Origin of the sequence: Streptomyces sp. NBC_00433, from assembly GCA_036015235.1 — a bacterium.
Taxonomy (GTDB): domain Bacteria; phylum Actinomycetota; class Actinomycetes; order Streptomycetales; family Streptomycetaceae; genus Actinacidiphila.
This window is the reverse complement of the sequence record CP107926.1, coordinates 2,645,693-2,667,500: the sequence shown is the minus strand read 5'-3', so window position 1 is coordinate 2,667,500 and position 21,808 is coordinate 2,645,693. Positions and strand designations below refer to the sequence as shown.

The window sequence follows — 21,808 nt, the reverse complement described above, 5'->3', positions numbered from 1 at the left end:
GCATAGTGGACGCGAGCATCTGTGGCCAAGTTTTTAAGGGCGCACGGTGGATGCCTTGGCACCAGGAACCGATGAAGGACGTGGGAGGCCGCGATAGGCCCCGGGGAGCTGTCAACCGAGCTGTGATCCGGGGGTGTCCGAATGGGGAAACCCGGCAGTCGTCATGGGCTGTCACCCGTACCTGAATATATAGGGTATGTGGAGGGAACGCGGGGAAGTGAAACATCTCAGTACCCGCAGGAAGAGAAAACAACCGTGATTCCGGGAGTAGTGGCGAGCGAAACCGGATGAGGCTAAACCGTATGCGTGTGATACCCGGCAGGGGTTGCGTATACGGGGTCGTGGGAATTTCCTTGATCGGTCTGCCGGCCGGTCGGAGAGTTATAAACCGTTTGTGTAGGCGAAGGACATGCGAAAGGTCCGGCGTAGAGGGTAAGACCCCCGTAGCTGAAACATGAGCGGCTCTCTTGGAGATCACCCAAGTAGCACAGGGCCCGAGAAATCCTGTGTGAATCTGGCGGGACCACCCGTTAAGCCTAAATATTCCCTGGTGACCGATAGCGGATAGTACCGTGAGGGAATGGTGAAAAGTACCGCGGGAGCGGAGTGAAATAGTACCTGAAACCGTGTGCCTACAAGCCGTGGGAGCGTCGGATGTCGAGCTTGCTCGGCATCTCGTGACTGCGTGCCTTTTGAAGAATGAGCCTGCGAGTTTGCGGTGTGTTGCGAGGTTAACCCGTGTGGGGTAGCCGTAGCGAAAGCGAGTCCGAATAGGGCTATTTAGTAGCACGCTCAAGACCCGAAGCGGAGTGATCTAGCCATGGGCAGGTTGAAGCGGCTGTAAGAGGTCGTGGAGGACCGAACCCACCAGGGTTGAAAACCTGGGGGATGACCTGTGGTTAGGGGTGAAAGGCCAATCAAACTCCGTGATAGCTGGTTCTCCCCGAAATGCATTTAGGTGCAGCGTCGTGTGTTTCTTGCCGGAGGTAGAGCACTGGATAGGCGATGGGCCCTGCCGGGTTACTGACCTTAGCCAAACTCCGAATGCCGGTAAGTGAGAGCGCGGCAGTGAGACTGTGGGGGATAAGCTCCATGGTCGAGAGGGAAACAGCCCAGAGCATCGACTAAGGCCCCTAAGCGTACGCTAAGTGGGAAAGGATGTGGAGTCGCAGAGACAACCAGGAGGTTGGCTTAGAAGCAGCCACCCTTGAAAGAGTGCGTAATAGCTCACTGGTCAAGTGATTCCGCGCCGACAATGTAGCGGGGCTCAAGCGTACCGCCGAAGTCGTGTCATTGCAGCATGAAGGGCCAACGCCCGCTGTGATGGGTAGGGGAGCGTCGTGTGCCGGGTGAAGCCGCGCCGTAAGGCAGTGGTGGACGGTTCACGAGTGAGAATGCAGGCATGAGTAGCGATACAAGAGTGGGAAACTCTTGCGCCGATTGACTAAGGGTTCCTGGGTCAAGCTGATCTGCCCAGGGTAAGTCGGGACCTAAGGCGAGGCCGACAGGCGTAGTCGATGGACAACCGGTTGATATTCCGGTACCCGCTGTAAAGCGCCCAATGCTGAATCCTTTGATGCTAAGGCCGTGAAGCCGCCTCTGATCTCTTCGGAGTGAGGGGGAGTGGTGGAGCCGCTGACCCTAGGGGGTAGTAGGTAAGTGATGGGGTGACGCAGGAAGGTAGTCCAGCCCGGGCGGTGGTTGTCCCGGGGTAAGGGTGTAGGACGTCATCCAGGTAAATCCGGATGGCACATAGTCTGAGACCTGATGCCGAGCCGATTGTGGTGAAGTGGATGATCCTATGCTGTCGAGAAAAGCCTCTAGCGAGTTTTACGGCGGCCCGTACCCTAAACCGACTCAGGTGGTCAGGTAGAGAATACCGAGGCGTTCGGGTGAACTATGGTTAAGGAACTCGGCAAAATGCCCCCGTAACTTCGGGAGAAGGGGGGCCATGTCTGGTGATAGGGCTTGCCCCTTGAGCTGGGTGTGGCCGCAGAGACCAGCGAGAAGCGACTGTTTACTAAAAACACAGGTCCGTGCGAAGCCGTAAGGCGATGTATACGGACTGACGCCTGCCCGGTGCTGGAACGTTAAGGGGACCGGTTAGTCACATTTCGGTGTGGCGAAGCTGAGAACTTAAGCGCCAGTAAACGGCGGTGGTAACTATAACCATCCTAAGGTAGCGAAATTCCTTGTCGGGTAAGTTCCGACCTGCACGAATGGCGTAACGACTTCTCGACTGTCTCAACCATAGGCCCGGTGAAATTGCACTACGAGTAAAGATGCTCGTTTCGCGCAGCAGGACGGAAAGACCCCGGGACCTTTACTATAGCTTGATATTGGTGTTCGGTTCGGCTTGTGTAGGATAGGTGGGAGACTTTGAAACATCGGCGCCAGCCGGTGGTGAGTCGTCGTTGAAATACCACTCTGGTCGTGCTGGATGTCTAACCTCGGTCCGTGATCCGGATCAGGGACAGTGTCTGGTGGGTAGTTTAACTGGGGCGGTTGCCTCCTAAAGGGTAACGGAGGCGCCCAAAGGTTCCCTCAGCCTGGTTGGCAATCAGGTGTTGAGTGTAAGTGCACAAGGGAGCTTGACTGTGAGACTGACGGGTCGAGCAGGTACGAAAGTAGGGACTAGTGATCCGGCGGTGGCTTGTGGAAGCGCCGTCGCTCAACGGATAAAAGGTACCCCGGGGATAACAGGCTGATCTTCCCCAAGAGTCCATATCGACGGGATGGTTTGGCACCTCGATGTCGGCTCGTCGCATCCTGGGGCTGGAGTCGGTCCCAAGGGTTGGGCTGTTCGCCCATTAAAGCGGTACGCGAGCTGGGTTTAGAACGTCGTGAGACAGTTCGGTCCCTATCCGCTGCGCGCGTAGGAGTCTTGAGAAGGGCTGTCCCTAGTACGAGAGGACCGGGACGGACGAACCTCTGGTGTGCCAGTTGTCCTGCCAAGGGCATGGCTGGTTGGCTACGTTCGGGAGGGATAACCGCTGAAAGCATCTAAGCGGGAAGCCTGCTTCGAGATGAGGGCTCCCACCCACTTGATGGGGTAAGGCTCCCAGTAGACGACTGGGTTGATAGGCCGGATGTGGAAGCCCTGTAAGGGGTGGAGCTGACCGGTACTAATAGGCCGAGGGCTTGTCCTCAGTTGCTCGCGTCCACTGTGTGGTTCTGAAACAACCAGCTACCACACACCCTCACTGTCCTTTACGGGCAGGTGTCGGGGGTGTGGTGTGTGTTTCATGGTGTTTCGGTGGTCATAGCGTTAGGGAAACGCCCGGTTACATTCCGAACCCGGAAGCTAAGCCTTTCAGCGCCGATGGTACTGCAGGGGGGACCCTGTGGGAGAGTAGGACACCGCCGAACAAATATTAGAAGAAGCCCCGGCCCCCGAGTTTTGTCTCGGGGGCCGGGGCTTTTTTTGCTGCCCGTCACCCGGTGTTCACATCGTGCAGAGACTCTGGGCGCCCCGACAGGCGGAGGTGTGGAGACGTGCAGCAGATGACGACTGCCGGACGGCGGCACAGGATCGCTTCGGACACGACGGCCACCGCTCTGCGCGAGGCGCTGACGGTCCTCGGCATAGGGGTCGGTGACGAGGTCATCGTGCCCTCGTTCGGGCCTGGTGCGCCGGCCGACGCCGTACGGCTCGCCGGCGCCGTACCGGTCTTCGCGGACATTGACCCGCGGACGTTCTGTCTCGACCCCGAATCGGTCGCGGCCGGCATCACGTCGCGTACCGCGGCCATAGTGCCGGTGCATGTGTTCGGGCACCCGGCGCCCATGTCGCGGCTCAACGAGCTTGCCGAGAGCCGGGCGTTGGCCGTGGTGGAGGAGGGCGCGGAAGGCGGGCGTACCGAGGACGCGGGGGCCGTCGCGAGGCGCCGGGCCCACGCGCGGTTCCTGGACTCGGCGTTGAAGGGCGTCACCGTGCCGTACACCGAGCCCGGGGCGCGTCACCTCTACCACCGCTACACCGTGCGGATACCGGGCAACGGGCGGCCCGACAGGGACGCCTTCGCCGCCGCCCTGGCCGCCCGCGGGGTGCGCGCCGCGGTGAGCGTGCCCGTACCGGTGCACCGGATGCCCGCGCACCGGTCAGGGGTCGTGCTGCCGCAGACCGAGCGGGTGGCCGCGGACACCCTGTCGCTGCCGGTGCACCCGGGCATCACGCAGAGGGAGTTGACGCACATCGCGGACACCTGCAACGCGCTGGGCGGGCTGATCTGAGCCGAGCGCCCGAGGCCGGCGAACCCGGCCCGACCAGGCACTCGGCCGAGTTTCCCGCACAGCCGTTCATGGGCTACGATCTTCCCGTCGACGCGCCCCAATAGCTCAGTCGGTAGAGCGTCTCCATGGTAAGGAGAAGGTCTACGGTTCGATTCCGTATTGGGGCTCTGACAAGGAAAGGCCCCCCGCTTCTCGCGGGGGGCCTTTCCCATGTGCGGGGAAGGGGCGGGCGGTCAGCCCGTCGGGAGGGTCGGCACCCGCATGGCGAGGATGGCCATGTCGTCGGAGGGCGCGTCGGAGGCGAAGCGTTCTACGGCACGCTGGATACGGGCGGCGACCGCGCCGGCCGTCAGGCCCGTACAGGTCGCGAGGACGTCCGCGAGGCCGTCGTCGCCGAGCATCCTGCTGCCCTCGCGGCGCTCGGTGACCCCGTCGGTCACGCAGAGCAGGACGTCGCCCGGGTCCAGGGTGACGGACTGCTCGACCAGCTCCAGGTCGTCCATCACGCCGAGCAGCGGCTGCGGGTCGGCCGCGGGCTCGACCGATCCGTCAGGGCGCAGCCGCAGCGGCAGCGGGTGGCCGGCGCAGACCATGCGGAGCACCGCGCTGCCGTCGTGCTGGGGCCACAACTCGCCGTAGAGCAGGGTCAGGAAGCGGCTGCGGGCGCCCTCGTCCAGGATGGCCGCGTTGAGGCGTTCCAGGACCGCGGGGCCGCCGAAGCCCTCGCGGGCCAGCAGGCGCAGGGCGTGCCGGGCCAGGCCGGTCACGGCGGCGGCCTCCGGGCCCGTACCGCAGACGTCGCCGATGGCGAAGCCCCAGCAGCCGTCGCGGATCGGGAAGAGGTCGTAGAAGTCGCCGCCGACCTCGTTGCCCTCGCCGGCGGCGCGGTAGACGACCTCGACCTCGACGCCGGGGACCTGCGGCAGCTCCGGCGGGAGCAGGCTTCGCTGGAGGGCCTGGCTGATGGCGGTGCGCTCGCTGTAGAGGCGGGCGTTGTCCAGGGCGAGGGCCGCGCGGCGGGAGAGGTCCTCGGCCAGTTCCAGGATCTCTTGGCGGAAGCGCTCGTCGGACTGTTTGCCGAGGGTGAGCATCCCGATGACGCGGTTGCGGGCGACCAGCGGCAGGACGACCGTCTCACCGCCGACAGCGGCGGCGGTGGCAAGGGCCACGCCGGGGGTGCTGGGCGCGCGGCCGGCGATCGTCCCCGAGCCGCTGGGGCCGACGCCGAGGCTGCGCAGGGAGGCGCGCAGGGCACTGGAATGTGCCGCGTCGGAGGGCGCGGTCCAGGCGCGGGCGCCGGGGGTCGGGTCGGGTTCCGGTGCGCGGACCTGGGACAGCAGTGCCTTGATGCCGTCGATGCGGTCCTCGTCCTCGTGCAGTACGAAGGCCAGTTCGGGCTCCGACTGCTCGGCGATCGTGTAGACCGCGCACCAACTGGCCAGCGTGGGCACGGTCATCTGGGCCATCAGCGCCAGCGTCTGGTCACGCTCCAAGGTGCCGGCGAGCAGGTCGGAGGCCTCGACGAGGAAGGACAGCGAGCCGCGGCGGAGCCTTTCCAGCTCGGTGAGCCTGGCGCTCTCCACGGCCAGTGCGATCCGGTCGGCGGCGAACTGCAGCCGCAGGGCTTCCTGGTTGGAGTAGCGGCCCGGTGCCTCGGCGGCGACGCCGAGCGAGCCGGTGAGCCGGCCCTCGACCTTCAGCGGCACGGTGACGACCGAGCGCATCCCGGTGCCCGACAGCAGCGGGACGGCGCCGGGGACGGCGGTGAGGTCCTCGTGCACGGCGGGCATGCGGGCGCTGCCGTACCGCCCGGTGCCGGCCTCGACGGGGACCCGGGCGAAGCGCTGGCGGGCGGAGGGCAGGCCGGTGGAGGCGCGTACTTCGAGTTCGGTCTCGTCGTCGGTGGCCAGCAGCAGGTAGGCGGCGTCGCCGTCGAGCATGTCGCGGGCGCGTTCCACGGTGCGCTGGAGGAGGCTGTCGAGGTCGTCGGGGGCGGGCGAGCCGATGAAGACCTCGAAGGCGTCGGCGTTCTTGCCGCGCTGGACCAGGCCGGTGTCGGAGGGCGCGTTGCCGCGCGCCGGGGTCTGCAGGACGGCGCGCTCCTCGACGCGCACCAGCAGGCATACGGTGGACGGCTCGCCGGAGCTGTCGCGGACCCGCAGGTGGGAGCCGTAGACGGGCAGGACGCGGCCGTCGCTGTTGCGCAGCCCGTAGGTGCCCTCCCAGCGGGACAGCCGCAGGGCCTCGGCCAGGCCGATGCCGGTGCCGGGGGTCTGCGGCCAGGCGGTGAGGTCGGCGAGCGACTTGCCGACGACGTCGCCGGCGGGGTGGCCGAAGAGGTCGGCCGCGTCGTCGTTCCAGCGGGTGATGGCGCCCCGGCTGTCGACCTGGACGACGGCGACCCTGACCCGCTCGTCGGCGACGGGCAGATCCGCGGCGGCCAGCAGCGGTCCGGCGGAGCGGGTGCCCGCGGGGCGCTCGGGAAGGTCGAGCTGGAACCAGACGTGCTTGCCCGCCGGCGTGTATTCCACGCCCCAGCGGCTGGCGAGCGCGGCGCACAGCAGCAGGCCGCGGCCGCCTTCGTGGTCGGGGTCGCGGTGCGGACGGCCGCGGCCCTGGAGCGGCACCTCGCGCTCGGGATAGTGGTCGGCGACCTCGACGCGCACGGCCGTCTCGTAGCGCAGGCAGCGCACGTCGGCGGCGGTGCCCGCGTGCACCACGGCGTTGGTCACCAGTTCGCTGGTCAGCACCACGGCGTCGTCCACGACGTCGGCGAAGCCCCAGCCGTGCAGGGTGTCGCGCACGAAGGCCCTGGCCACGGCGACCGACCGCCCCACCGGTTCGAAGCTGGCGGATGCCCGAGCCGTGATCACGGATCTCCTCTTGACGGATTCGGTGGTGTCCCGCACCGGCTGCCGGGGCGCGCCACGGTCGGTCGCCCGCTCATGCACCGTGCGTCGTACTGCCATCAGGCAAGGCTAGTGCGTAGCGACCCGGCCGTCAGTTGCGGCTGTGAAACCGGAACCGGACGTGCCGGATGCGGTAGGTGTACGGCCCCGGTTACGCGTCTAGCGCCAACGACTCCGCTGTGTACGGGTTACGCCGGATGTTGCCTGGCCGGTAGGTGGAGGTGGAAGACTGGAGGCGCCTAACCAGGTACATGCAGGTCGATCGACCCTCCAGGAGGGACACGGTGGAGTCTGGCGCATCGGCGCGGGGCACAGTCACGCGTACGAAGAACGGGCGTTCCCGGGCCGGCGGGACCGTAGAGGTCGATTCTGCCGCGCTCACCAAACTGCTCACCGCGCTTGCCGCGATGCGGGACGGCAATTTCCGCCGGCGCCTGACGGTGACCGGCGACGGGGTGATGGCTGAGGTCGCGGCCGTCTTCAACGAGGTCGCCGACCGCAACCAGCACCTCACGGGGGAGCTGGCACGGGTGCGCCGGGTCGTCGGACGTGAGGGAAAGCTCACGGAGCGGCTGGAGACCGGCGCCTGCGAGGGTGCCTGGGCGGCCGCCATCGAGGCGTCGAACGCGCTGGTGGACGACCTGGTGCGGCCGGTCTCCGAGGTGGGCCGGGTGCTGTCGGCGGTGGCCGAGGGCGACCTGGAGCAGCGGATGGACCTGCGCGCGCAGAACACGGACGGCTCCGCCCATCCGCTGCGCGGCGAATTCCTCAAGGTCGGCCGTACGGTCAACGGCCTGGTCGACCAGCTGTCCGCCTTCACCGACGAGGTGACCCGGGTGGCCAGCGAGGTCGGCACCGAGGGCAAACTCGGCGGGCAGGCGAAGGTCCGCGGCATGGCGGGGTCCTGGAAGGACCTGACGGACTCCGTCAACACCATGGCCTACCGGCTGACCGCGCAGGTCCGCGACATCGCGCTGGTGACGACCGCGGTGCTCAAGGGCGACCTGTCGCGCAAGGTCACCGTGCATGTCGCGGGCGAGATGCTGGAGCTGAAGAACACCGTCAACACGATGGTGGACCAGCTCTCCTCGTTCTCCTCCGAGGTGACCCGCGTCGCCCGGGAGGTCGGCACCGAGGGCGAGCTGGGCGGCCAGGCTCAGGTGCCCGGCGTGGCCGGGGTGTGGAAGGACCTCACCGACTCGGTGAACCTGATGGCCGGCAACCTGACGGCCCAGGTGCGGGACATCGCGCAGGTCACCACCGCGGTCGCGAACGGCGACCTGACGCAGAAGATCACGATCGGCGCGCGCGGCGAGGTCGCGCAGCTCGCCGAGACGATCAACGCGATGACCGAGACGCTGCGGACCTTCGCCGACGAGGTGACCAGGGTCGCCGGTGAGATCGGGGCCGAGGGCCAACTCGGCGGTCAGGCCCAGGTGCCGGGCGCGGCGGGCACGTGGAAGGACCTCACCGACTCGGTGAACACGGCCTTCCGCAACCTGACGGCCCAGGTGCGGGACATCGCCCAGGTGACGACGGCGGTCGCGGGCGGCGATCTGTCGCAGAAGGTCACCGTCGATGTCTCCGGCGAGATGCTGGAGTTGAAGAACACCGTCAACACGATGGTCGACCAGCTGTCGGCCTTCGGCGCCGAGGTGACGCGGGTGGCCCGCGAGGTCGGCGTCGAGGGCATCCTCGGCGGTCAGGCGCAGGTGCCGGGCGCCGCGGGGACGTGGAAGGACCTCACCGACTCGGTGAACACCGCCTTCCGCAACCTGACCGGGCAGGTCCGCAACATCGCGCAGGTCACCACGGCGGTCGCCAACGGCGATCTGTCGCAGAAGGTCACGGTGGACGTCTCCGGCGAGATGCTGGAGCTGAAGAACACCGTGAACCGGATGGTCGACCAGCTCGGCTCCTTCGCCGCCCAGGTGACCCGGATGGCCACCGACGTGGGCACGGAGGGCAGGCTCGGCGGCCAGGCGCGGGTGGACGGTGTCAGCGGCACCTGGAAGGACCTCACCGACTCCGTCAACTTCATGGCGGGCAACCTGACGTCGCAGGTGCGGCAGATCGCCCAGGTGACCACCGCGGTGGCCCGCGGCGACCTGTCGCAGAAGATCGACGTGGACGCGCGCGGGGAGATCCTGGAGCTGAAGAACACCATCAACACGATGGTGGACCAGCTGTCCTCCTTCGCCGAGCAGGTGACCCGGGTGGCCCGCGAGGTGGGCACCGAGGGACGGCTGGGCGGTCAGGCCCAGGTGCCGGGTGTCGCCGGTGTGTGGCGGGACCTGACCGACTCGGTGAATTTCATGGCCGGCAACCTGACCGGCCAGGTCCGCAACATCGCGCAGGTCGCGACGGCGGTCGCACGCGGCGACCTGTCGCAGAAGATCGACGTCGATGCTCGCGGCGAGATCCTCGAGCTGAAGAACACGCTGAACACGATGGTCGACCAGCTGTCGTCGTTCGCGGAGCAGGTGACCAGGGTCGCGCGCGAGGTGGGCACCGAGGGCATCCTGGGCGGCCAGGCCGAGGTGAAGGGGGTCAGCGGCACCTGGAAGGACCTGACCCAGTCCGTCAACTTCATGGCGAACAACCTGACCAGCCAGGTCCGCAACATCGCCGACGTCACCAGCGCGGTCGCCCAGGGCGACCTGTCGCGGAAGATCACGGTCGACGCCAAGGGCGAGATCCTGGCGCTGGTCACCACGGTGAACACGATGGTGGACACGCTGTCGGCCTTCGGTGACGAGGTGACCAGGGTGGCCCGCGAGGTGGGTACGGAGGGCCAGCTCGGCGGGCAGGCGCGGGTCCGCGACGCGTCGGGCATCTGGAAGGACCTCACCGACAACGTCAACCTGATGGCGAGCAACCTCACCAGCCAGGTGCGGTCGATCTCCTCGGTGGCCACCGCCGTCGCCAACGGCGACCTCACCAAGAAGATCAACGTGGACGCGCGCGGCGAGGTCGCGCAGCTCGCCGAGACCATCAACACGATGGTGGACACGCTGTCGGCCTTCGGTGACGAGGTGACCCGGGTCGCCCGCGAGGTGGGCACCGAGGGCATCCTCGGCGGCCAGGCGCGCGTGCCGGGCGTCAGCGGCACGTGGAAGGACCTCACGGAGTCCGTCAACGGCATGGCGTCCAACCTGACCGGCCAGGTGCGGCAGATCGCCCAGGTGACCACCGCGGTCGCCCGCGGCGACCTGTCCAAGAAGATCGACGTGGACGCCCGGGGCGAGATCCTGGAGCTGAAGACCACCATCAACACCATGGTCGGGCAGCTGTCCGCGTTCGGTGACGAGGTCACCCGCGTGGCGCGCGAGGTGGGTACGGAGGGCAGGCTCGGCGGCCAGGCGCGGGTGCCCGACGTGTCCGGCATCTGGAAGGACCTGACCGAGTCCGTCAACCTGATGGCCAACAACCTGACCAGCCAGGTGCGCAACATCGCGCAGGTGGCCACCGCGGTGACCCGCGGCGACCTCAACCTGCGGATCGACGTGGACGCGGCCGGCGAGATCCTGGAGCTGCAGGACTACATCAACACCATGATCGTCCGCCTCCGCGAGACCACGCTCGCCAACAAGGAGCAGGACTGGCTCAAGGGCAACCTGGCCCGTATCTCCGGCCTCATGCAGGGCCGCAGGGACCTCGGCGACGTGGCCGCGCTGATCATGAGCGAGCTGACCCCGGTGGTCTCCGCGCAGCACGGCGCCTTCTTCCTCGCCGAGGACACCATGGAGGTCGGCGAGGAGTACGAGCTCCAGCTGCGCGGCAGCTACGGCTTCTCGCGGCGCACCATGTCGACGGTCTTCCTGCCGGGCGAGGGGCTGATCGGGCAGGCGGCGGTGGAGAAGCGGTCGATCCTCATCGAGCATGTCCCGCCGGGTTACCTGAAGATCACCTCGGGTCTCGGCGACTCGCCGCCGTCGCATGTGATCGTGCTGCCGGTGCTGTTCGAGGGCCGGGTGCTGGGCGTCATCGAACTGGCCGCCTTCCAGCCGTTCACCCAGATCCAGAAGGACTTCCTCAACCAGATCACCGACATCATCGCGATCAGCGTCAACACCATCAGCGTCAACACCAAGACCGAGGGCCTGCTCAAGCAGTCGCAGGAGCTGACCGAGCAGCTGCAGGAGCGGTCGGCCGAGCTGGAGAACCGCCAGCGCGCCCTCCAGCTGTCGAACGCCGAACTGGAGGAGAAGGCCGAGCTGCTGGCCCGGCAGAACCGCGACATCGAGGTCAAGAACACCGAGATCGAGGAGGCCAGGCAGGTCCTGGAGGAGCGGGCCGAGCAGCTCGCCGTCTCGATGCGCTACAAGTCGGAATTCCTCGCCAACATGTCGCACGAGCTGCGCACCCCGCTCAACTCGCTGCTGATCCTGGCCAAGCTGCTGGCCGACAACGCCGACGGCAACCTGTCGCCCAAGCAGGTCGAGTTCGCCGAGACCATCCACGGCGCCGGATCGGACCTGCTGCAGCTGATCAACGACATCCTGGACCTGTCGAAGGTCGAGGCGGGCAAGATGGACGTCTCGCCGACCCGTATCGCGCTGGTGCAGCTGGTCGACTATGTGGAGGCCACCTTCCGGCCGCTGACCGCGGAGAAGGGCCTGGACTTCTCGGTGCGGGTCTCGCCGGAGCTGCCGGTCACCCTGCACACCGACGAACAGCGGCTGCTCCAGGTGCTGCGCAATCTGCTGTCGAACGCGGTGAAGTTCACCGACAGCGGCTCGGTGGAGCTGGTGATCAGGCCGGCCGGCAGCGAGGTGCCGCAGTCGATCCGCGAGCAGCTGCTGGAGGCCGGCACCCTGCGCGACCCCGACCAGCCGCTGATCGCGTTCTCGGTGACCGATACGGGTATCGGTATCGCGGCCGGCAAGATGCGGGTGATCTTCGAGGCGTTCAAGCAGGCCGACGGCACCACCAGCCGGAAGTACGGCGGTACGGGCCTTGGCCTGTCGATCAGCCGGGAGATCGCCCGGCTGCTCGGCGGCGAGATCCACGCCGACAGCCAGCCCGGCCGCGGCTCGACCTTCACGCTGTATCTGCCGCTGAGCCTCGGCGAGATCCCGCAGGCGATGCCGCAGCTGCCGTCGGGCGACCAGGACGCGGCGGCCGCGGCCCGTACGCGCAGCCCCGGCAGCAGCCTGGCCAGGCTCCGCCGCCGCTCCGCCCAGCCGGCTCCGCTGCCCGCCGGGCACGGGCAGCACGGAAGCGCGCACCAGCCGTGGCCCGAGGAGGCCCAGCCGGCCGGCTATTCGGGCTTCTCCGGCGGTTTCAGCGGCGAGAAGGTGCTGATCGTCGACGACGACATCCGCAACGTCTTCGCGCTCACCAGCGTCCTGGAGCAGCACGGCCTGACCGTGCTGTACGCCGAGAACGGGCGCGAGGGCATCGAGGTCCTCGAACAGTACGACGACGTCGCGATCGTGCTGATGGACATCATGATGCCGGAGATGGACGGTTATGCCACGACGACGGCTATCCGCAAGATGCCGCAGTTCGCGGGGCTGCCGATCATCGCGCTGACCGCGAAGGCGATGAAGGGCGACCGGGAGAAGAGCATCGAGTCCGGCGCGTCGGACTATGTCGCCAAACCGGTGGACACCGACCACCTGCTGACGCTGATGGAGGAGTGGATGCACGCCCGCTGACGACGAAAAGTTGAAGTTCTACCAACTTGCTCGTCTGACGGGGTGTGAGGGCGAGAGGATCAGGGAACCTTCTCGTCTCCGCCAGCGTTTTCGGTGTGTGGTGAGTGACGTGGCGGTGACAGGGTGTGGCGAACGGCGGGGTGCGGCTACCATGACCGGCACAAGGACGGGCGGCGCGACAGAGTCGTCCCCGGGGGCGGCGACCGGCTTGATGCCGGGGCGAGGAGGGCGGGCCATGGTGCAGAAGGCCAAGATCCTCCTGGTCGATGACCGGCCGGAGAATCTGCTGGCGCTGGAGGCGATTCTCTCGGCGCTCGATCAGACTCTGGTCAGGGCATCGTCCGGGGAGGAAGCGCTCAAGGCGCTGCTCACCGACGATTTCGCGGTGATCCTGCTCGATGTCCAGATGCCGGGCATGGACGGGTTCGAGACCGCGGCGCACATCAAGCGGCGGGAGCGGACCCGGGACATCCCGATCATCTTCCTGACCGCGATCAACCACGGCCCGCACCACACCTTCCGGGGTTACGCGGCGGGCGCGGTCGACTACATCTCCAAGCCGTTCGACCCGTGGGTGCTGCGGGCCAAGGTGTCGGTCTTCGTCGACCTCTACATGAAGAACTGCCAGCTGCGCGAGCAGGCGGGACTGCTGCGGCTGCAGCTGGAGCAGGGCCTGCCCTCCGGGGCGGAGGCCAACGGCTCCAAGGAGCCCGCAGGCCTGCTGGCCGAGCTGTCCGCCCGGCTCGCGGCCGTCGAGGAGCAGGCCGAGGCGCTGAGCAAGCAGCTCGGCGAGTCCGCCGACGCGGCGGCCGTGGCGACCGCGGCCCACCTGGAGCGCAAGCTGACCGGGCTGCGCCGGGCGCTGGACGCGCTGGAGCCGGGCAGCAGCGGGGGTATCGTGCGGCAGGCCACCGGGGACTGAGAGCCCGCCGGGGGCACGGCGGGTACGGGCCCGGTCCGCGGTCGGCCGGTCAACGCCGCTTGACGCCGCGTCAACGCCATGGCGACGGCGGCCCGACACGAACGGGCGTATCCGCAAGCACGCGTGTTCCCGATCACAAGGGCGGTAACCTCGGCACCATGGCCCCACGTACGTCCGGCACCGCCAAGAAAGCCCCGGCGAAGCCTGCGGCCAAGAAGCCCGCGGCGAAGAAGGCCGCCGCCAAACCGCCCGCCAAGAAGGCGGCAGCGGCGCCCAAACCCGCGCCCAAACCGGCCCCTTCGCCGACCAGCGGCGTCTACCGGATGTTCCGGGCGCTGTGGCTCGGCCTGGCGCACACCGTCGGCGCGGTCTTCCGCGGCATAGGGCGCGGCGCCCGCGGCCTGGACCCCGCGCACCGCAAGGACGGCCTCGGCCTGCTGCTGCTCGGCCTGACCCTGGTGGTCACGGCCGGCACCTGGTCCGATCTGCACGGCCCGGTCGGCGACCTGGTCGACATGCTGGTCACCGGCGCCTTCGGCCGCCTCGACCTGCTGGTGCCGCTGCTGCTCGGCGCGGTCGCCGTCCGCGTGATGCGGCACCCCGAGCAGCCCGAGGCGAACGGCCGGATCGTGATCGGCCTGTCCGCCCTGGTCATCGGCGCGCTCGGGCTGATCCACCTGGCGTGCGGCGCACCGACCCGCAGCGACGGCGCCACCGCGCTGCGCGACGCCGGCGGCCTGATCGGCTGGGCCGCCGGCGCCCCGCTGGTCGCCACGGTCGGGTCCACCCTGGCCGTGCCGCTGCTGCTCCTCGTCACGGCCTTCGGGCTGCTGGTGGTCACCGCCACCCCGGTCGCCGCCGTACCGCAGCGGCTGCGCGCCGTCGGCGCCAGGTTCGGCCTCTACGCCCCGCTGCCGGACTCGGACGCCATACCGCTTGAGGACTTCTTCGACGCCGACGAGCCGGACGGCATGCCCGGCGCCCGCGGCGACGAGGACGAGTCACCGGTCCGCCGGCTGCCCAGGAAGCTCAGCAAGGCCCCGGCCGAGCCGTACGACGTCGACAGCGACCTCGGGGCCTCCGGCCTGTCGGCCGCCGACGAGCCCAAGCCGCGCCGTAGGCCCCGCCGCCGCCCCGAGCCGCTGCCGGGGGCCGCGCAGGCCGGGGGGCCCGACGCGGTGGACGTGGCCGCGCAGGCGGCGGCGGCGCTGGACGGCGCGGTCCTGCACGGGCTGCAGCCGTCGCCGCTGGTCGCCGACCTGACCACCGGCATCAGGAAGCCGGTGCCCGCCGCCCGCGCGCAGGAGGACACCGGCTCCGGCGTCCCCGACCTCACCAAGCACATGGCGGACCCCGGCGAGCCGCTGCCGCCGCGTGCCGAGCAGCTGCAGCTGTCCGGCGACATCACCTACGCGCTGCCCTCGCTGGACCTGCTGGAGCGCGGCGGCCCTGGCCGCACCCGCAGCGCCGCCAACGACGCGGTGGTCGCCTCGCTGAGCCAGGTCTTCAAGGAATTCAAGGTCGACGCGGTCGTGACCGGCTTCACCCGCGGCCCGACCGTCACCCGCTACGAGGTGGAGCTGGGCGCCGCGGTCAAGGTCGAGCGGATCACCGCCCTGGCCAAGAACATCGCCTACTCAGTCGCCAGCCCCGACGTGCGGATCATCAGCCCCATCCCCGGCAAGTCCGCGGTCGGCATCGAGATCCCCAACAGCGACCGCGAGATGGTCAACCTCGGCGACGTGCTGCGCTCGGCGGAGGCCGCGGGCGAGGAGCACCCGATGACGGTCGCGCTCGGCAAGGACGTCGAGGGCGGCTACGTGATGGCCAACCTCGCCAAGATGCCGCACGTCCTGGTCGCGGGCGCCACCGGCTCCGGCAAGTCGTCCTGCATCAACTGCCTGATCACCTCGGTGATGGCCCGCGCCACCCCGGACGAGGTCCGCATGGTGCTGGTCGACCCCAAGCGCGTCGAGCTGACCGCGTACGAAGGCATCCCGCACCTGATCACCCCGATCATCACCAATCCCAAGCGGGCCGCGGAGGCCCTCCAGTGGGTGGTGCGCGAGATGGACCTGCGCTACGACGACCTGGCCGCGTACGGCTTCCGGCACATCGACGACTTCAACGCCGCCGTGCGCTCGGGGAAGGCCAAGACCCCCGAGGGCAGCGAGCGCGAGCTGACGCCGTATCCGTACCTGCTGGTCATCGTGGACGAGCTGGCCGACCTGATGATGGTCGCGCCGCGCGACGTCGAGGACTCCATCGTGCGGATCACCCAGCTGGCCAGGGCCGCCGGCATCCACCTGGTGCTCGCCACCCAGCGGCCCAGCGTCGACGTGGTCACCGGCCTGATCAAGGCCAACGTGCCGTCCCGGCTGGCCTTCGCGACCTCCTCGCTGGCCGACAGCCGGGTCATCCTCGACCAGCCGGGCGCCGAGAAGCTGATCGGAAAAGGCGACGGGCTGTTCCTGCCGATGGGCGCGAACAAGCCGATCCGCATGCAGGGCGCCTACGTCACCGAGGACGAGGTCGCCAAGGTCGTGGACCACTGCAAGGCCCAGCTCACCCCGGCCTACCGCAGCGACGTCACCGTCGGCAGCGGCCCGAAGAAGGAGATCGACGAGGAGATCGGCGACGACCTGGACCTGTTGTGCCAGGCCGCGGAGCTGGTGGTCTCCACCCAGTTCGGCTCGACATCGATGCTCCAGCGCAAACTGCGTGTGGGATTCGCCAAGGCGGGCAGGCTGATGGACCTGATGGAGTCGCGCGGCATCGTCGGCCCCAGCGAGGGCTCGAAGGCGCGCGACGTGATGGTGAAGGCGGACGAGCTGGACGGCGTCCTGACCGAGATCCGTGGCGGGGCGTGACCGCGACACGCGGTGGCGGCCGAAAAGCGGTCGGATTTTACGGGCAACCGTTTGATCTGTTCGTACGTCAACTTCGGCAGGGAGGACGACATCCTGATGGCGGACAAAAACCGGCCGTCCGCTTGCCCCCCGATTTCCGACCCCCCCTAGACTGAACCCCCAGCAGGCGGCTGCACGCTCGAAAGGCGCCCTCGTGTCCCTCGGCAACACGCCCACCGAAGACCGGCCTTCGGTCGGTCACGCCCTCGCCCAGGCCCGCATCGCCGCCGGGCTCTCCATCGACGAGGTCAGCACCAGTACCCGGGTGCGCGTTCCCATCGTGCAGTCGATCGAGCAGGACGACTTCTCCCGCTGCGGCGGCGACGTCTACGCCCGCGGCCACATCCGTTCGCTCGCCCGCGCCGTCGGCCTCGACCCCGAACCGCTGGTCGCGCAATACGCGGCCGAGCACGGTACGGAGATCGCGCCCGCGCCCGTCGCGCCGCTCTACTCGGCCGAGAAGATCCGCTCGGAGCCGCGCCGGCCCAACTGGACCGCGGCCATGGTCGCGGCGATCGTCGCGGTCATCGGCTTCGTCGGCTACACCGCCTTCACCGGCAACAGCGACGGGAACGGCGCCAAGGCCGACCCCGCCCCCCCGACCCCGAGCAGCGCCGGCGCGAAGCCCACCACCCAGGCCACCCAGGGCACCCTGCCGCCGTCCCCGACGGGCAGCGCCATCGCGGCCGCCCCGCCCGGCAAGGTCACGGTCAAGATCAGCGCCGAGGGCGGCGTCAGCTGGGTCCAGGCCACCGACCACAACGGCAAGCGGCTCTTCCAGGGCTCGCTCAAGAAGGGCGATTCGCAGACCTTCAGCGACGACAAGAAGATCAAGCTCGTCGTCGGCAATGCGGGCGCGGTCCAGCTCTTCGTCAACGGCAAGGACCTGGGCCCGGCCGGCGACGACGGCCAGGTGGTCCGCCTGACCTACACCCCGGGGGACCCGACCCAGGGCTGACCGGCCGGCGGGGCGTTCCGGTCGGGGCAACGGAGGCGCGAGGGGCGCGACAGGGCAGCGGGTAGTCTGAGTGCATGCCCGAACCCCGTACCGTCGCCCTTGTCACGCTCGGATGCGCCCGTAACGAAGTGGACTCAGAAGAGCTCGCCGGCCGGCTGGCGGCGGACGGCTGGCAGCTGGTCGAGGACGCGGCCGACGCCGATGTGGCGGTCGTCAACACCTGCGGCTTCGTGGAAGCGGCCAAGAAGGACTCCGTCGACGCACTCCTTGAGGCCAACGACCTCAAGGACGGCGGCCGCACCCAGGCCGTCGTCGCCGTCGGCTGCATGGCCGAGCGCTACGGCAAGGAGCTGGCCGACGCGCTGCCCGAGGCCGACGGTGTGCTCGGCTTCGACGACTACGCCGACATCTCCGACCGGCTGCGGACGATCCTGGCCGGCGGCGTCCACGCCTCGCACACCCCGCGCGACCGGCGCAAGCTGCTGCCGATCAGTCCGGCGGAACGCCAGGCGTCAACGGTGGCGCTGCCGGGTCACTCGCAGGAGGCTCACCCGAACGGGCGCCTGTCCGGAACGGGCGCAGCCTCCGCGGACGGCACCCCGGTGGCGGACGACGGGCCGGCCGTGGACCTCGCCGACCTGCCCGAAGGCGTCGCACCCGCGTCAGGGCCGCGCGCACCGTTGCGGCGCCGGCTGGACTCGGGACCGGTCGCCTCGGTGAAGCTGGCCTCCGGCTGCGACCGGCGCTGCACCTTCTGCGCGATCCCCTCCTTCCGCGGCTCCTTCATCTCCCGCCGCCCCTCCGACGTCCTCGGCGAGACCCGCTGGCTGGCCACCCAGGGCGTCACCGAGGTCATGCTGGTCAGCGAGAACAACACCTCCTACGGCAAGGACCTCGGCGACATCCGGCTGCTGGAGACGCTGCTGCCCGAGCTGGCGGCCGTGGACGGCATCGAGCGGGTCAGGGTCAGCTACCTCCAGCCCGCCGAGATGCGCCCCGGCCTCATCGACGCGCTGACCTCCACGCCCGGCGTGGTGCCGTACTTCGACCTGTCCTTCCAGCACTCCGCCCCCGGCGTGCTGCGGGCCATGCGGCGCTTCGGCGACACCGACCGCTTCCTCGAACTGCTCGGCGCGATCCGCGCGAAGGCACCCGCGGCGGGGGTCAGGTCCAACTTCATCGTCGGCTTCCCCGGCGAGACCGAGGACGACCTGGCCGAGCTGGAGCGCTTCCTGAGCGCCGCCAGGCTGGACGCGATCGGGGTCTTCGGCTACTCCGACGAGGACGGCACCGAGGCGGCCGGCTACGACGGCAAGCTGGACGACGACGTGATCGCCGCCCGGCTGGCCCGGGTCTCCCGGCTCGCCGAGGAGCTGACCGCGCAGCGCGCCGAGGAGCGCCTCGGGGACACCGTGCGGGTGCTGGTCGAAGCCGTGGACGAGGAGACCGGCGAGATCACGGGACGGGCCGACCACCAGGCGCCGGAGACGGACGGGCAGGTCGTGCTCGTGCCGTCCGGCGAGGACTGGCAGCCGCGCCCCGGGACCTTCGTCACCGCGAAGGTGACCGGCACGCAGGGCGTCGACCTGGTGGCCGAGCCGCTCGGGGGCGCCGCCGTGGTCGGCGCCCCCGCCGCGCCGGCCGCCGACGCTGTCACGGCCGGACCGGCGGTGGTGGGCAGATGAGCGGAGCCCCCGCGCCGGCCGCGTCCCCCACGCCGTCCTCCTCCTCGTCCTCTTCCTCCGGGACTCCCTCTTCCGGGTCGGCGGCTGCCGCCTCGGGTGCCACGGTGGCGCCCGCGTCCCTGGTGAACCCGGTGGGGGGCACCGATCACGCGGGCGACCCGGTGGCGGAGAATGCCGGCCTGTGGAATATCGCCAACCTGCTGACGATGACCCGGCTGGTGCTGGTCCCCGGCTTCGTTCTGCTGCTGCTGCACGACGACGGGCACGACCCGAAGTGGCGCTCCTTCGCCTGGGCCGCCTTCGCCGTCGCGATGATCACCGACCTCTTCGACGGCGAGCTGGCCAGGCGCTACGGGCTGGTCACCGACTTCGGCAAGATCGCCGACCCGATCGCGGACAAGGCGATCATGGGGGCGGCCCTGGTCGGGCTGTCCGCGCTGGGCGACCTGCCGTGGTGGGTCACCGCGGTGATCCTCTTCCGCGAGCTGGGCATCACGCTGATGCGGTTCTGGGTGATCAGACACGGCGTGATCCCGGCGAGCCGCGGCGGCAAGCTCAAGACGCTCACGCAGGGCGTCGCCGTCGGCATGTACATCCTGGTGCTGACCGGCCCGCTGGCCAGCACCCGCGCCTGGCTGATGGCCCTCGCGGTGCTGCTCACGGTCGTGACCGGGCTCGACTACGTACGGCAGGCCGTCGTGCTGCGGCGGGCCGGTCTCGCCGCCGAGCGGCGGGCGGCGCAGCAGCCCGCGGGCTCCTCCGGCGCGGGCACCGCCGACGGAGCCGAGGGCGCGGACGCCGGCGAGCCGGGCGCGGACGGGCCGGAGCAGGGCGTATGACGGGCGGCGCCGCGGCCGAGGTGCTGCGGCTGCTGGAGCTGCGGGGCGGCACGCTCGCGGTCGCGGAGTCGCTGACCGGCGGTCTGCTGGCCGCGGAGCTGACCGGGGTGCCCGGCGCGTCCCGCACCTTCCGCGGGTCGGTGACGGCCTACGCCACCGCGCTCAAGCACGAGCTGCTCGGTGTGGACGGCGCACTGCTCGCCGAGCGGGGCGCGGTGGACGCGCGGGTGGCGCGCGAGATGGCCGAGGGCGTACGCCGCAGGCTCGGCGCGGACTGGGGGGCCGCCACCACCGGCGTCGCGGGCCCCGACCCGCAGGACGGGCAGCCGGTGGGCACCGTCTTCGTGGCCGTGGCCGGTCCGGGCGGGGCCGGCGAGGTCGCCGAGCTGCGGCTGGCCGGTGACCGTGCCGCGATCCGCCGGGCGTCGGTCGCCGCGGTGGTCGATCTGCTCCTCGAACAACTTCGGAAGGTCTCCGAATAACCGGTCCGGCGCGCGTTCGGCGGCCTCAGGCAGGGAAGAACACCGGGGGGCGGGATGTTTGCAGCCCTGAGTGAACACGTCTTTGCTCCCCGCACGGCCGGTGCCCGAGGCGGTACGGTGGGGCGAGAAGGATGCGGTACCGCGATCCGAGGAGGGAGCCACCGATGATTCTGCTCCGTCGCCTGCTGGGTGACGTGCTGCGTCGGCAGCGCCAGCGCCAGGGCCGCACCCTGCGCGAGGTCTCCTCGTCCGCCCGGGTCTCGCTCGGCTATCTGTCGGAGGTCGAGAGGGGGCAGAAGGAGGCGTCCTCCGAACTGCTCTCGGCGATCTGCGACGCCCTCGACGTACCGATGTCCGAGGTGATGCGTGAGGTCAGCGACGATCTGTCGCTCGCCGAGCTGGCACAGTCCGCGGCGTCCGAGGCCACTGCCGCACCGATGCGGCCGCTGCTCGGCACAGTCACATCGGTCACGTCCGTCACGTCCACTCCGGACGAGCGGATCACCATCAAGGCACCGAAGAAGTCCGCGGAAGCCGTGGACGTCGTCGCCGCCTGATCCCCGCTGCTCGCCCCTGTGGCGACGGATCTGCCTTTGCCGTGTTCCAAACGGCGAGGCAGGGTAGGCGGAGAAGGTCCGAACACGGCCACAACCGGCCATATCGGATCCGATCGCGTCGATCCGCAGGGAGAACCGCATGAGTGTCGTCAGCAGCCCTCTTTCCGACCAGGACCGCAAGGTCGTGGGAGACGCCCTCCAGGGCGCACTGGTCGATCTTCTCGACCTGTCGCTGCTCGCCAAGCAGGTCCACTGGAATGTGGTGGGACCGCGCTTCCGCTCCGTCCACCTCCAGCTCGACGAGGTCGTCGACAGCGCACGTACGCACGCCGACACCGTCGCCGAGCGGGCCTCGGCCATCGGCGTCTCGGCCGACGGCCGCGCCGGGACCGTCGCCAAGACCAGCGGCATCGACACGGTGACCGACGGCTGGGTCAAGGACACCGAGGTCGTCGAGATCATGGTCGCCGCGCTGGGCGCGGTCATCACCCGGTTGCGGGAACGCATCGAGCTGACCGACAAGCCCGACCCGGTCTCGCAGGACATCCTCATCGGCGTCTCCCGCGACCTGGAAAAGGCCCATTGGATGTTCCAGGCCGAGAACGTCTGACCTGAACGCTGCTTGCCTGTTTGCTTGCTCCGGCACGGAAC

11 protein-coding genes, 1 tRNA gene and 2 rRNA genes are annotated in these 21,808 nt (G+C 69.2%); 13 read left to right on the top strand and 1 reads right to left on the bottom strand.

Translation table 11 applies throughout. The annotated features are described in order from the left end of the window. The first annotated feature begins 23 nt into the window (after window positions 1-23). The 4 genes from OG900_10990 (at window position 24) to OG900_10975 (ending at window position 4,400) form a co-directional block, all read left to right on the top strand. Window positions 24-3,149: ribosomal RNA gene (locus tag OG900_10990) — 23S ribosomal RNA — on the top strand. Between the two features lie 103 nt (window positions 3,150-3,252). Next, a 5S ribosomal RNA gene (gene rrf / locus OG900_10985) occupies window positions 3,253-3,369 on the top strand. 135 nt (window positions 3,370-3,504) lie between these two features. Further along, window positions 3,505-4,233, top strand: coding sequence for a DegT/DnrJ/EryC1/StrS family aminotransferase (locus OG900_10980; protein ID WUH90567.1), 729 nt, complete (start codon window positions 3,505-3,507; stop codon window positions 4,231-4,233). A gap of 94 nt (window positions 4,234-4,327) precedes the next feature. Then, window positions 4,328-4,400, top strand: a tRNA-Thr gene (locus OG900_10975). A 66-nt stretch (window positions 4,401-4,466) separates the two neighbouring features. Here OG900_10975 and OG900_10970 read toward each other — a convergent pair. Further along, window positions 4,467-7,106: a SpoIIE family protein phosphatase gene (locus OG900_10970; GenBank protein WUH95704.1), complete on the bottom strand. Its 2,640-nt coding sequence runs from the start codon at window positions 7,104-7,106 to the stop codon at window positions 4,467-4,469. 320 nt (window positions 7,107-7,426) lie between these two features. Between OG900_10970 and OG900_10965 the strand changes: the two genes are divergently transcribed. The 9 genes from OG900_10965 to OG900_10925 all read left to right on the top strand — a co-directional run bounded on the left by OG900_10965 (window position 7,427) and on the right by OG900_10925 (window position 21,767). Then, complete coding sequence (locus tag OG900_10965) at window positions 7,427-12,805, top strand: HAMP domain-containing protein (protein ID WUH90566.1); 5,379 nt, start codon at window positions 7,427-7,429, stop codon at window positions 12,803-12,805. Window positions 12,806-13,040: 235 nt separating this feature from the next. Continuing rightward, on the top strand, window positions 13,041-13,727 hold the full coding sequence (locus OG900_10960; GenBank protein WUH90565.1) for a response regulator: 687 nt from the start codon (window positions 13,041-13,043) through the stop codon (window positions 13,725-13,727). Between the two features lie 158 nt (window positions 13,728-13,885). Beyond that, entirely contained in the window at window positions 13,886-16,597 is a 2,712-nt protein-coding gene (locus OG900_10955; GenBank protein ID WUH90564.1) for a DNA translocase FtsK, read from the top strand. Window positions 16,598-16,790: 193 nt separating this feature from the next. Further along, entirely contained in the window at window positions 16,791-17,594 is an 804-nt protein-coding gene (locus OG900_10950) for a DUF4115 domain-containing protein (GenBank protein WUH90563.1), read from the top strand. Between the two features lie 74 nt (window positions 17,595-17,668). Continuing rightward, window positions 17,669-19,279, top strand: a complete 1,611-nt coding sequence (gene rimO / locus OG900_10945; GenBank protein WUH90562.1) for a 30S ribosomal protein S12 methylthiotransferase RimO — start codon at window positions 17,669-17,671, stop codon at window positions 19,277-19,279. Next, the gene (gene pgsA / locus OG900_10940; protein WUH90561.1) at window positions 19,276-20,118 is read left to right on the top strand and encodes a CDP-diacylglycerol--glycerol-3-phosphate 3-phosphatidyltransferase; all 843 of its coding nucleotides are present in this window, start codon (window positions 19,276-19,278) and stop codon (window positions 20,116-20,118) included. Before rimO ends, pgsA begins: the two co-directional genes overlap by 4 nt. Beyond that, a complete protein-coding gene (locus OG900_10935; GenBank protein WUH90560.1) occupies window positions 20,115-20,600 on the top strand; it encodes a nicotinamide-nucleotide amidohydrolase family protein in 486 nt (161 codons plus the stop codon). The genes pgsA and OG900_10935 overlap by 4 nt, the downstream gene beginning before the upstream one ends. A gap of 164 nt (window positions 20,601-20,764) precedes the next feature. Beyond that, the gene (locus tag OG900_10930; GenBank protein ID WUH90559.1) at window positions 20,765-21,157 is read left to right on the top strand and encodes a helix-turn-helix transcriptional regulator; all 393 of its coding nucleotides are present in this window, start codon (window positions 20,765-20,767) and stop codon (window positions 21,155-21,157) included. A 139-nt stretch (window positions 21,158-21,296) separates the two neighbouring features. Beyond that, the gene (locus OG900_10925) at window positions 21,297-21,767 is read left to right on the top strand and encodes a DNA starvation/stationary phase protection protein (protein ID WUH90558.1); all 471 of its coding nucleotides are present in this window, start codon (window positions 21,297-21,299) and stop codon (window positions 21,765-21,767) included. The last annotated feature ends 41 nt before the right edge of the window (window positions 21,768-21,808 follow it).

Bases quoted from the DNA above. Each gene is read 5' to 3' on its own strand.
- OG900_10955 (WUH90564.1), top strand. From the start codon at position 13,886: ATGGCCCCACGTACGTCCGGCACCGCCAAGAAAGCCCCGGCGAAGCCT.
- rimO (WUH90562.1), top strand. From the start codon at position 17,669: ATGCCCGAACCCCGTACCGTCGCCCTTGTCACGCTCGGATGCGCCCGT.
- OG900_10925 (WUH90558.1), top strand. From the start codon at position 21,297: ATGAGTGTCGTCAGCAGCCCTCTTTCCGACCAGGACCGCAAGGTCGTG.
- OG900_10935 (WUH90560.1), top strand. From the start codon at position 20,115: ATGACGGGCGGCGCCGCGGCCGAGGTGCTGCGGCTGCTGGAGCTGCGG.
- OG900_10980 (WUH90567.1), top strand. From the start codon at position 3,505: ATGACGACTGCCGGACGGCGGCACAGGATCGCTTCGGACACGACGGCC.
- OG900_10930 (WUH90559.1), top strand. From the start codon at position 20,765: ATGATTCTGCTCCGTCGCCTGCTGGGTGACGTGCTGCGTCGGCAGCGC.
- pgsA (WUH90561.1), top strand. From the start codon at position 19,276: ATGAGCGGAGCCCCCGCGCCGGCCGCGTCCCCCACGCCGTCCTCCTCC.
- OG900_10960 (WUH90565.1), top strand. From the start codon at position 13,041: ATGGTGCAGAAGGCCAAGATCCTCCTGGTCGATGACCGGCCGGAGAAT.